The organism is Zhongshania antarctica (genome assembly GCF_014202945.1).
Taxonomy (GTDB): domain Bacteria; phylum Pseudomonadota; class Gammaproteobacteria; order Pseudomonadales; family Spongiibacteraceae; genus Spongiibacter; species Spongiibacter antarcticus.
Genome location: NZ_JACHHW010000004.1, coordinates 246,872 through 258,904, shown reverse-complemented (window position 1 = coordinate 258,904; position 12,033 = coordinate 246,872). Strand labels below are relative to the sequence as shown.

Below are 12,033 nucleotides of genomic sequence, written 5' to 3'. Positions count from 1 at the left end.
GGCTTATGCCTCCCCTGAACGCAAGTTGCTTAAAAATGATTTATAACCCAGCTCGCCCATCCAGAAGCGCAACAAATTGCTGACACCGCGACTGGTTAAGGTCGCACCGGAAAGCGCATCTACCTTGTTATCCGCATTGGGTGTGCTGCTGTCGACATTGCCTTTTACCAGCTCAATGGCCACATCGCCGTCATCGTAAATTTCTTTACCCGGCCAAATCGCTTTCCATTTTGGATTATCGACTTCACCACCGAGACCAGGGGTTTCGCCGTGATCGTAAAAACCTAAACCAGCTACCGTATTAAGGTCTTTTTCCAGAGCAAGAAAACCGTAGAGTGTTGACCACAGACCATAGCCGCGCACGGGTAAAATCACTTTATCAAAGTGGCCGTCTTTCTCGATTAAATACACCATGGCGTAGTTTTCTCGACGGCGAATTTTCGCCAAATCGTCTTCGCCCAAGGCAATAGAAGTCGCTGAATTTTTGGCGACTTTAGCCTGATCGAAGCCTTTTAAAGCGATCTCATCGGTGAATTTTCCGGTATTCAGATCAACAATTTTGGTAGTGACCTGCTTAAACTGCTCCTCGACGCTCTCGCCGGGAACTAATAAGCCCGCAGCAGCCAAGATATTGGCCTTGCGATCGAGGGCTTTATTGATTACCTGAGCCGGTTTCAGCATAACGGCTGCACTGGCAACAACCAGCGCGCAGACGATACACAGGGTAACGGCAACCAGTAGCGTTCTTGGAATACTGTCGTTATTAGCCACGTGCCAACCTCCGCTTGATATTTGCCTGCACCACAAAATGATCGATTAGCGGAGCGAATAAGTTAGCGAACAAAATTGCCAACATCATGCCCTCGGGGAAAGCCGGGTTCACTACGCGGATCAACACCACCATACAGCCTATCAAGGCGCCAAAAATCCACTTACCGGTATTGGTCATCGACGACGACACGGGGTCTGTCGCCATAAACATCATGCCAAAGGCAAAACCACCCAATACCAGATGCCAATGCCAAGGCATTGCCATCATTAAATTGTCACTTTGCATGGAGTTAAACAGCATCGACAGGCCAACCATGCCAATCAATACCCCAACCACGATGCGCCAAGAGGCAATACCGGTCCACAACAGCACTGCGCCACCGAGGAATATAGCCAAAGCCGACACTTCACCCATGGACCCGTGCATATTGCCTAAGAAGGCGTCCATCCACGTCATTTTTTCTTGCAGAACCGCCATGCCATCACTGGCCACAACAGACAGTGGCGTTGCGCCAGTAAAACCGTCAACTGCCGTCCACACTGCGTCGCCAGACATCTGCGCAGGATAAGCGAAGAACAGGAACGCGCGGCCCGCTAGAGCAGGGTTTAAGAAGTTTTTGCCGGTGCCGCCAAATACTTCTTTGGCGATGACTACGCCAAAGCTAATACCGAGGGCAACCTGCCACAGAGGAATACTCGGCGGGCAAATCAGCGCAAAGAGGATTGAAGTAACAAAGAAGCCTTCGTTAACCTCATGTCCGCGTTTCATGGCAAACAAGACTTCCCAGAAACCGCCAACAACAAATGTCACGGCGTAAACGGGAATGAAATACCAAAAGCCGTGCCAGAAATTATCCCAGAGGCTGGCAGGATCGTATCCCGCCATCATTGAGATCATGACATGACGCCAGCCTTCACCGGCGGCAATGCCAGAATCCAACATAATCTGGTTGGCTTGAAAGCCAATATTCCACATACCGTAGAACATCGCCGGAAACGCGCAGAACCAAACGGTAATCATAATCCGCTTTAGATCGACACCGTCACGGACATGCGCGTTGGTCTTAGTAACACTTGATGGTGAATAAAAAATCGTATCTGCTGCTTCGTAAAGCGCATACCATTTTTCGTAGCGGCCGCCCTTCTCAAAATGCGGCTCCATATCGTCGAGAATTTTTCTCAGCCCCATGACTTAACCCTCTTTCTCTATGCGGCTTAAATTGTCGCGAAGGATCGGGCCGTATTCATATTTGCCGGGGCAAACATAAGTGCACAGCGCGAGGTCTTCCTCGTCCAACTCTAAACATCCCAATGACTGCGCCATTTGGGTATCGCCCACAATGATTGACCGCAGCAACTGCGTCGGCAAAATATCCAGTGGCATCACCCGCTCGTAGGCGCCAACTGGCACCATGGCGCGTTCACTACCATTGGTATTGGTGGTGTAGGCAATCGACTTTTTAAAGAACTGCGATAAATAGATACGCAGCGCCGAGTGTTTGTTAACACCGGGCGACAACCAACCCAGAAAATCACGGTGATTACCTTCGGCCAAGACGGTTACCTGATTGTGGTAGCGGCCAAGGAAAGCCATCGCGCCACGCGCGGTGCGACCACCCAGCACTGACCCCGAAATAACCCGGTTATTGCCTGGACGAATTTGACCTGCGCACAATTCATCTAAACTCACACCAAGGCGAGTGCGAATCAAGCGAGGCTTTTCTACCTGGGGACCGGCAAGCGCAACAACACGCTCAGTGTTCAGTTGGCCAGTGGTAAACAATCTACCCATGGCAATAACGTCTTGGTAGCCGATAGACCACACCACTTTTGTCGCGCTAGCGCCTTCCAAAAAGTGGATATGCGTGCCGGCCAAGCCAGCCGGGTGGACACCGCCAAACTCCGCAACCCGCAGCTGTTCATTGTCTAAGCTCGGCACGCTGCTGCCCGGGGCAACACATAGATGCACCTTACCGTCGGTTAAACGGCACAATAGTTCCAAGCCATTACTAAAGTCAGCCTCAGCTTCGGCAATCACCACTGCGGGATCAGCCGCTAAGGGGTGAGTATCGATTGCGGTAACAAATATCGCCGCAGGACTACTGCCAATCGCTGGCACTTTACTAAATGGCCGAGTGCGCAGTGCCGTCCACAAACCGGACTGCTGAAGATTCTCAGCAACCTGCTCTGCACTTAGGGTACTAAGCGCACTCGCGTCGTATTTAGCAAAAGTTTCGAATTCATCGTCTTCAACGTCGATAACCACCGACTGCAGAACCCGCTTCTCGCCGCGATTAATCGCTGAGACAAGGCCGGTTGCTGGCGCGGTGTAGCGAACGCCGGAGTTTTTCTTGTCGGTAAACAATAATTGACCGGTTTTTACGCGATCACCGACTTTCACCGCCATGGTGGGTTTCATACCGAGGTAATCGAAACCGAGCACAGCTACCGCACGCACCTTTGAGCCAGGCTCAATGTGCTGAGCGGGACCACCGGATATGGGCAGATCTAAGCCCCTGGTAATTTTGATCATAAGGCTGTCTAACACTCTTATGGTTGAACGCGAAATTGCAAATCTGCGTAAACTCGGGCGTGAAAACGCGCCGGGAGCAACGCACAAACAACTTAAATGATTGTGCGCCCCAAAAACTGCGGCAAGTATAAAGACTCGCCGGACTGCTTACCACTGCTTGACTGATGATATCGGTCATCAGTGTAAACATTTACGGTCAGGGCTGGTTGGCGGCCAACTCAGCCCTCCCCCAATTAATCTTGGGGGTAAACCGCGTATTCAACACCGGCCATTTTTTCAAGCACGCGATGTACTTGGCAGCTATAGCCAAACTCATTGTCGTACCAGCAGTACAAAATGGCGCTTTTGCCATTCACGATAGTTGCTTGGCTGTCAAAAACACAGGCGTGACGCGAACCAACGAAGTCACTAGACACCACTTCGGGCGAGTTAGAGTAGTCTATTTGCTTGCGCAGTGGCGAGTGCAAAGCCACCTTGCGCATAAACTCATTCAACTCTTCTTTGGTCGTCGCCGTTTTCAGGTTGAGCTTTAATATTGCCAGTGACACATTCGGCGTGGGTACCCGAATCGCATTGCCGCTCAATTTACCTAACATTGCTGGCAATACTTTACCAACAGCCTTGGCGGCCCCAGTTTCAGAAATAACCATGTTTAGTGGTGCACTGCGGCCACGGCGATCGCCTTTGTGGTAATTGTCGATTAAGTTTTGGTCATTGGTGTAAGAGTGAACGGTTTCAACATGGCCATTCTCAACGCCAAACTTGTCGTCCAATACCTTCAGCGGCGGTGCAATAGCATTGGTGGTGCAGCTGGCGGCAGATATAATGGTATCTTCAGGTAAAATCTGATCGCTGTTTACGCCGTGCACGATATTCTTCATATCACCTTTGCCCGGCGCCGTCAGAATTACCTTGGCAATACCCGGACGACCGAGGTGAGTAGACAAGCCGTCAACATCGCGCCACTTGCCAGTGTTATCAACCAAAATAGCATCATTGATGCCATAGGCGGTGTAATCGACTTCTTCCGGTGAGTTGGCGTAAATCACCTTCACTTCAACGCCGTTCGCAACAAATGACTGACGCTCTTCATCAACGCGGATTGTACCGTTAAAAGGCCCGTGCACTGAGTCGCGACGCAGCAAGCTCACCCGCTTTACCAAATCATTTTCTGCACCGCCGTGGCGAACAACAACCGCACGCAGACGCAAATTAGCGCCGCCACCCGCCTTTTCAATCAATAGGCGGGCAACCAAGCGGCCAATACGACCAAAACCGTATAAAACCACGTCACGTGACGGACGGCCTGGTTCTTTCGCGCCGCCAATCAATTTAGCCACCTGACTGCGAACAAAATCTTCAACTGACTGGCCGCTAGCCTTGCCTGTTTCCTCGTAATTAACCGCAATACGCCCAGCGTCGATATGCGCAGTACCAAGGTCTAGCGTGGATAGCGCCTGAATAATGGGGAAGGTTTCAAACTCAGAAATTTCGTTTTGCTCAACCTGACGCACAAAGCGGTGGGCCTGCATGATATCCAGCACCGACAGGTTGACCAGATTCTTACCATAAATGTAGGTTTTAACGTTATTGGAGCGGTAAAGTTTACCAATTAGAGGGATCATCCCCTCTGCTAACGCTTCGCGCTCTTTCCAATCGGCGAAGTAATCATCAGGACGCTCACGTCTTCTTTCAGTCACGGCAGATACCCTTTGCATGGCGGGGAGGAGAAAATTGTGCGCGTATTATCTTTATTACTGCCCCCAAGTTCAACCGCCGATCGCCATCTGTGCAATGTAATAACTACCAATAGCGGGTTACAATGCACCATTTTTCATTGACCAAAGCAGAATTCCCCAACTGTGATTGAATTACCCGCAATTAATACCCCCCCTAAAGCTGGCGTTCTGCGCTGGGGACAATGCCCCTCCGCGAGCCACGGCCTCGTTGCCGCGGAATTAGCGAGATCGCTAAACCAGCCGGTACTCCTGCTGACAGCGGACACCGCCTCCGCCTATCAGCTTGAGCAAAACCTGCGTTTTTTTGCTGCCGAGCTACCCGTACGCCTGCTGCCTGATTGGGAGACGCTGCCTTACGATAATTTCTCACCCCATGAAGACATCGTTTCCGAACGCTTACGAACACTAAGTGAGCTGCCAACGATGGCAAACGGCATTTTGGTTGCGCCCATCAGCACCCTAATGCAGCGTATTGCGCCACCCGACTATGTGCGCCAACACAGCCTACTCCTTAAACGCGGCCAACAAGTCGACATCAGCACCTTCCGCTTAGAACTCGAAAAAAGCGGCTACCACCACGTAGATACGGTTTATCAGCACGGGGAATACGCAAGTCGTGGCGCGATTATTGACATATTCCCAATGGGCAGCGAATTCCCCTATCGTCTAGACCTCTTAGACCAAGAAATAGACAGTCTGCGCAGCTTCGACCCAGAAACCCAGCGCGGCATTGAGTCAGTTAACGAAATACGCTTATTACCGGGCAAAGAATTCCCTTTAGACGACAACGGTATCGCCCTCTTTCGCCGCCAGTGGCACGAACGCTTTAATGTCGATCATCGCAAATGCCCCATTTATCAAGATGTCAGTGATGGCATCGCACCCGCGGGCATCGAGTATTACCTACCGCTGTTCTTTCAACAAACCGGCACTCTATTTGACTACTTACCCGACAACACATGGGTGTTAAACACCACCGGAATTGAAGGGGCCGCCGAGCATTACTGGCAAGACATACAACAGCGCTATGAACAACGTTTAGGGGATTTACAGCGGCCAGTTTTGCCGCCAGCGGGCGTATTCCAAACCGTACCGGAACTCTTTGCCACCCTCAAAAACTATCCGCGCATTAGTTTGAGCGAAGGGGAGCTTCCCGCCGCCGCAGGCAGTTTTAATTTTGCCATTGCGACAGCGCCACCACTGAGCATAGATGCCAAACACAGCGACCCCATCGCCGCCTTACGCAGCTATAGTCAACACCGTAAAGTCTTGCTGTGCGCCGAATCTGCCGGGCGACGCGAAGCCTTAATTGATTTATTGGCCCGCCACAAACTGAAACCAACGTCCTTTGCCAGCTGGCGAGCCTTTGCCGACAGCAAAAGCGAATTTGGCATCACCATTGCGCCTATTGACGAAGGTATCTCAGGCGATACTCCCTACGCCTTTGCCCTCATTGCGGAGTCGCAACTCTTCGGCAAGCGAGTATCTCAGAGTCGTCGCCGCAAGAAAGCCGCCGCCAGCACCGCCGAGAGCGTGGTCAAAAACCTCGCGGAACTGCGTGTCGGCGCCCCCGTGGTGCACGCCGATCACGGCGTTGGCCGCTACTTAGGTTTGCAGTCACTCAATGTCGACCATCAAGCCAGCGAGTTTCTAGCCCTAGAGTACGCCGATGGCGCCAAACTCTACGTGCCGGTGGGCTCGCTGCAATTGATAAGCCGCTACAGTGGCGCCGACGACGACACCGCTCCCCTGCACCGACTCGGCACTGAGCAGTGGAGCAAAGCCAAACGCAAAGCCGCGGAAAAAATCCGCGATGTCGCCGCTGAGCTACTGGATATTTATGCTCGCCGCGAAGCTCGAGAAGGCCGAGCCTTTGAACTCAGCGACGAAGACTACCAACAATTCGCCGACGCGTTCCCCTTTGAGGAAACACCAGATCAGCAAGTCGCCATTGAAGCCGTACTAGACGACTTAAAATCGCTGCGCCCCATGGACCGCCTAGTTTGCGGCGATGTTGGCTTTGGTAAAACTGAGGTCGCGGTGCGCGCCGCCTTTGTCGCGGTGCAAAATGGCACTCAAGTAGCGATTTTAGTGCCCACCACCCTCCTCGCTCAGCAGCATTTTGAGTCCTTCCGCGACCGCTTTGCCGACTGGCCCGTAAACATCGAAGTGCTGTCGCGGTTTCGCAGCGCCGCCGAGCAAAAAGGCGTCATTGCTGAACTTCACGCCGGCAAGGTCGACATCTTGATCGGCACTCATAAATTGCTGAGTAACGACATTCGCTACAAAAACCTCGGCTTGGTTATTATTGACGAGGAGCACCGCTTTGGGGTTCGGCAAAAAGAAGCCTTGAAAAACCTCCGCGCCGAAGTCGATGTATTAACCATGACGGCCACGCCGATCCCTCGAACATTGAATATGTCGATGGCCGGCATTCGCGACTTATCTATCATCGCCACCCCGCCCGCTCGGCGCTTATCGGTCAAAACCTTTGTTAGGGAGTCTGACGACGGACTAATTAAAGAGGCAATCCTTCGCGAGATTTTACGGGGCGGCCAAGTTTACTACCTCCACAACGAGGTCAAAACCATTGAAAAAACCGCGCGCGACCTAGAGGCCATGATTCCCGAGTTGCGGATTGGCGTTGGCCACGGCCAAATGCGCGAGCGCGAACTTGAACAGGTGATGAGTGATTTTTACCACAAACGCCACAATGTCCTGGTGTGTTCAACAATTATTGAAACCGGCATCGACGTACCCAATGCCAACACCATCATTATTGACCGCGCTGACAAATTTGGCCTCGCCCAACTTCATCAGTTGCGCGGTCGCGTAGGTCGCTCTCACCACCAAGCCTACGCGTATTTGTTAACGCCCCCCGTGAAGCAATTGACCGGTGATGCACAAAAGCGTTTAACCGCCATCAGTGAGGCCGACACTTTAGGCGCGGGCTTCACCCTTGCCACCCAAGATATGGAAATTCGCGGCGCTGGCGAGCTATTGGGCGAGGGCCAAAGCGGCCAAATTCACTCGATAGGCTTCACCCTGTACATGGACATGCTCGACCGCGCGGTAAACGCGATAAAAGCTGGTAAGAAAATAAACCTTGAAGATAATAACGCTGACCATATCGACGTTAATTTACGCTTGCCGGCACTGATACCGGATGAATACTTACCCGATGTCCAAAGTAGGCTCATGCTCTATAAACGCATAGCGAGTGCCGTCGACAGCCACGAGTTGCGAGAATTACAGGTTGAGATGATCGATCGTTTTGGCCTGTTACCCAATCAGGTTAAAAACCTATTTCGCTGCGCCGAGATCCGGCTTCTTGCTGGCGCACTAGGATTAAGTAAAATTGAAGCCTCGAACCAAGGCGGCCGAGTGGAGTTTGCGGAAGACACCCAAGTCCACCCTTTAAATATCGTCAAACTCGTGCAAATGGCGCCAGCGCGCTACCAACTCGACGGCGCCAATGCCTTAAAATTCAAAGAGCCCTTAGAAGACCCTGTGCAACGCTTTGAATTTGTTGAAGCACTGCTCAGCAAGCTGGCAGCGAAACAATAGAACTGCGATAGTAGACCGCATTTAAAAATGAGACCGAGCACTATGAGTACACTAGATCACCGCCGTTACTATGCCTTATTCCTCCTACTGCTTTGGGGATTTAGCGCTGCGGCGTTCGGCCAAAATACCGATCGATTTCATATTGATATGGTGGTCTATGCCAATAATGATCCCGGCAATATGTATGAAGAAGACTGGCCCGACAATGTGCATTTACGCTACCCCAGAAAATGGGTGCGCCTGCAGACCAACACTAACTCACCGCGCATTGTCGACAGCAGCGACCCAGAGTTTGCCAAAGCGGCGCAATCCCTGCGTATGTCGTCCCGATACAGACCCCTGTTTCTAGCAAGCTGGGAACAAGATCTTCTGCCACGCAAAAAATCCCCAGCCATTTTGATTCAAGGGGGCAGGCAATTCGGAAAACACTATGAGCTCGAGGGCTATATTCGCATCGCCGTAGAGCGCTACCTGCATGTCGACACTAATCTTTGGCTGGTGCGCTACGGTAGTCACAGCGGTAATTATTATTTACCACACCAACCGCAAAGCTACGATGAGCCTGAAGAACTGTCTTCACTGGCCGACAAAGCCTTTGAAGACAGCCCAGAATACCGCCAATTTAAGCAGCAAAACCCTGATTTTCAGCCCAGTGCTCAAGCTCAGCAAGACGCAGACCATCCCATTGAGCAAATCGTGGTGATGAAACAACAGCGGCGGATGCGCAGTGATGAATTGCACTTTATTGACCACCCCAAATTTGGGGTCATTATTAAAGTAACAAAAATTAAAGCGCCGAAAGAATAAACCTGTGGCCGGGGCAATACTCCGGCCATCGGTTTAATAACAATTAATACTCGGCGATACAACGCGCCAGAATGGATTTAACCTGCACCATACCGGTATCGATAACGGCGCGAATATCTTCGATCGTAATCAGATTATCACTGAGCCCCGCGCCCGGGTTGACCACTAAAGATATCGACGCATAGTCAATCCCAGCCTCCCTGGCCAACGCTGCCTCTGGCATTGCGGTCATACCTACAATATCGTTACCGTCTCTAGCAAGACGCCGAATTTCTGCCGCCGTTTCCAAGCGCGGCCCTTGGGTCACTGCGTAAACCCCGTAGTCTTCAATCGCGATATTGGCATCTACCGCGGCATTAGCCAAACGAGAACGCAAATCCTGACTATAGGGGAAGCTAAAATCTATGTGCTCAACTTTGCCATTGTTACCGTCAAAAAAGGTGTGCTGGCGCCCCCAAGTGTAATCATTAATTTGATCTGGAATAGTAATAACACCTGCGACAAAGCGCTCACTAATGCCCCCCACCGCATTAACCGCAATCAAGGCATCAACACCGGCCTGCTGAAGCGCGGCAATATTCGCGCGGTAGTTAATCGCATGTGGCGGTATCTCATGCCCGTGACCATGACGGGCAAGAAACAAAAACTCAGCAGATTCATAGCGTATCCGTTGAACCAAGGCACTGGGCACACCGTAGGGCGTCTCCAGCGCAGTCTCTTCAAGCACCTCGGCACCTGGCCAATCACATAAACCCGTTCCGCCAATAACCGCTATTGTTTTACCCATTTTTAAACTCCGCAGTGTGCCCTTGGGCGCTCTCTATTGTAATAGGATCAAGCTTAACAGTGGTGGTAGGAAAGGCCACATCGCCACCAAGCTCATGAATGATATTTAGAATTTTCAGCAGTACATCTTGTTTAATTTTATGGTATTCAACCCAATTTGTGGTTTTGGTAAATGTATAAACAAAGAAATCTAAAGACGATGCGTTGTACGTATTGAAATTAACGATCAGAGTTTTACCTAAATCAATATCAGCATGATCTTCTAACATTGCCCTGACCCTGTTGATAATCTCCGGCAGACGCCCAGCATCTTCATAACGCACACCGATCGTTTCATAAATACGTCGATTCAACATGCGTGACGGATTTTCTACTGAGATTTGCGCAAATGTTGCATTCGGCACGTACAAGGGCCGTTGATCGAAAGTGCGAATGCGGGTTTGGCGCCAGCCAATATTTTCTACCGTGCCTTCAATGTTCTTGTCGGGAGAGCGTATCCAGTCACCAACCGAAAAGGGCCGATCTAAGTAAACCATTAGACCGCCGAAAAAATTAGCCAGTAAGTCTTTAGCGGCAAAACCGACTGCAATACCACCAATACCGCCGAACGCCAAAACACCGGAAATACTGTAGCCGAGATTTTGTAAAATCATTAATCCCGAGACAATAATCACCGCAGTGCGCACCAATTTACCCAGCGCCATCACTGTTGTGCGGTCAACAGCCTCGTCGCGAGCGGTGTATTCATCGGACAGCAAACGCAACTCAACCTGGCGTACCAGCGCCACTAAAAACCACGCCAGAATCAACACCACACCAACCGCGCGCAGCGAATCCAATGCAGAAAAGATTTCCGCCTCGGTCGACCGGCCGATAATTTCCAGTACATGACTCGTACCTACTGCCCAGACCATCAGTACCGCGGGTCTGCGCGCGGCTTCCAGCAAGGCGTCATCCCAGAGGTTATGCGTTGTCGAAAACTTAAGTGCTAGCCGCGCCACTAATCTACCAACAATTAAATTCGCCACCAAAATAATCAGCACAACGATAAACACGTCGCCCAACCACGGATATTGATCTGGCTGAAAACTGTCCCACCACTGTTTAAACATTACTGTAATCCGTCATCATTTCTATACAATTTCATTTCTAAGCCAACGCGGCTTATACAAATGCACCATAAAAACCCTAGTTTAATAATAAATAAGCAGTTTAAAAATAGGGCCTAGCCCACTGAATATACAGTGAATTGTATTAAAGACCCACCGTCGGCACCACGCGCCCCTTATTAGGCTAGCGAAAAATACCTACTAGACAGTATTTTCCTAAGTGTTAGTTTGAAGGCAGGCTTTAGCAGAGGTGGCAATCATGGCAAGACTAAGACCCCTGGTCGGTAAATGGTACAAAGATATGGAATCAGAGCAACTCTTTGAAGTTGTTGCAGTAGACGATGGCAGCGATTCAGTCGAAGCACAGTTAATTGACGGCGAGTTATGCCAATACGACATGGAAAGCTGGCGACAATTAAGTTTAGAGCAAGTTGAAGAGCCAGAAGACTGGCGAAATGCATTTGAGTTGAGTGACGATGACTATCGGTTTCTTGACGACACAATGGTTCCCGAGAGCTGGAATAATCCGCTATCCGAAATTGAAAGCGACGTTATTAACGGGCTGCTCGACGAGTACTGAACGCAAATTCATGCTTTAGCCGCAAGCGAATTGCAGAATTACCGCCACGGGTGACAACTGGCGGTTTTTTTATGTCTCATAAAAGCGCGAAGCCCAGATACGTGCGCTTACCCCATAGAATAAGCAAAGAAGTGCAGAAAT

General features: G+C 50.8%; 9 protein-coding genes. 3 read left to right on the top strand and 6 right to left on the bottom strand.

The window, feature by feature from the left end; all coding sequences use genetic code 11:
- Positions 1–3 precede the first annotated feature (3 nt).
- From HNQ57_RS08350 to HNQ57_RS08335, 4 genes are all read right to left on the bottom strand, one after another.
- The gene (locus HNQ57_RS08350) at positions 4–771 is read right to left on the bottom strand and encodes a Na(+)-translocating NADH-quinone reductase subunit C (RefSeq protein WP_184462275.1); all 768 of its coding nucleotides are present in this window, start codon (positions 769–771) and stop codon (positions 4–6) included.
- Positions 764–1,960 carry an NADH:ubiquinone reductase (Na(+)-transporting) subunit B gene (locus HNQ57_RS08345; protein WP_184462274.1) on the bottom strand — a complete coding sequence of 399 codons (1,197 nt, stop codon included), beginning with the start codon at positions 1,958–1,960 and terminating at the stop codon, positions 764–766. The genes HNQ57_RS08350 and HNQ57_RS08345 overlap by 8 nt, the downstream gene beginning before the upstream one ends.
- 3 nt (positions 1,961–1,963) lie before the next feature.
- On the bottom strand, positions 1,964–3,304 hold the full coding sequence (locus HNQ57_RS08340) for a Na(+)-translocating NADH-quinone reductase subunit A (RefSeq protein WP_184462273.1): 1,341 nt from the start codon (positions 3,302–3,304) through the stop codon (positions 1,964–1,966).
- A gap of 233 nt (positions 3,305–3,537) precedes the next feature.
- Positions 3,538–5,004, bottom strand: a complete 1,467-nt coding sequence (locus HNQ57_RS08335; protein WP_420825305.1) for a glyceraldehyde-3-phosphate dehydrogenase — start codon at positions 5,002–5,004, stop codon at positions 3,538–3,540.
- A 162-nt stretch (positions 5,005–5,166) separates the two neighbouring features.
- On the opposite strand from HNQ57_RS08335, the gene mfd reads away from it, so the two are divergent.
- Positions 5,167–8,610, top strand: coding sequence for a transcription-repair coupling factor (gene mfd / locus HNQ57_RS08330; RefSeq protein ID WP_184462271.1), 3,444 nt, complete (start codon positions 5,167–5,169; stop codon positions 8,608–8,610).
- 42 nt (positions 8,611–8,652) lie between these two features.
- Positions 8,653–9,417: a CsiV family protein gene (locus tag HNQ57_RS08325; protein WP_184462270.1), complete on the top strand. Its 765-nt coding sequence runs from the start codon at positions 8,653–8,655 to the stop codon at positions 9,415–9,417.
- A gap of 43 nt (positions 9,418–9,460) precedes the next feature.
- Here HNQ57_RS08325 and HNQ57_RS08320 read toward each other — a convergent pair whose 3' ends face one another.
- Both HNQ57_RS08320 and HNQ57_RS08315 read right to left on the bottom strand, forming a co-directional pair.
- Positions 9,461–10,204 (bottom strand): S-methyl-5'-thioinosine phosphorylase, encoded by a 744-nt coding sequence (locus tag HNQ57_RS08320; RefSeq protein ID WP_184462269.1) that lies wholly within the window; start codon positions 10,202–10,204, stop codon positions 9,461–9,463.
- Complete coding sequence (locus HNQ57_RS08315) at positions 10,197–11,315, bottom strand: mechanosensitive ion channel family protein (RefSeq protein ID WP_184462268.1); 1,119 nt, start codon at positions 11,313–11,315, stop codon at positions 10,197–10,199. Before HNQ57_RS08315 ends, HNQ57_RS08320 begins: the two co-directional genes overlap by 8 nt.
- Before the next feature lie 256 nt (positions 11,316–11,571).
- On the opposite strand from HNQ57_RS08315, the gene HNQ57_RS08310 reads away from it, so the two are divergent.
- On the top strand, positions 11,572–11,892 hold the full coding sequence (locus HNQ57_RS08310) for a DUF6763 family protein (protein ID WP_226968321.1): 321 nt from the start codon (positions 11,572–11,574) through the stop codon (positions 11,890–11,892).
- Positions 11,893–12,033 lie beyond the last annotated feature (141 nt).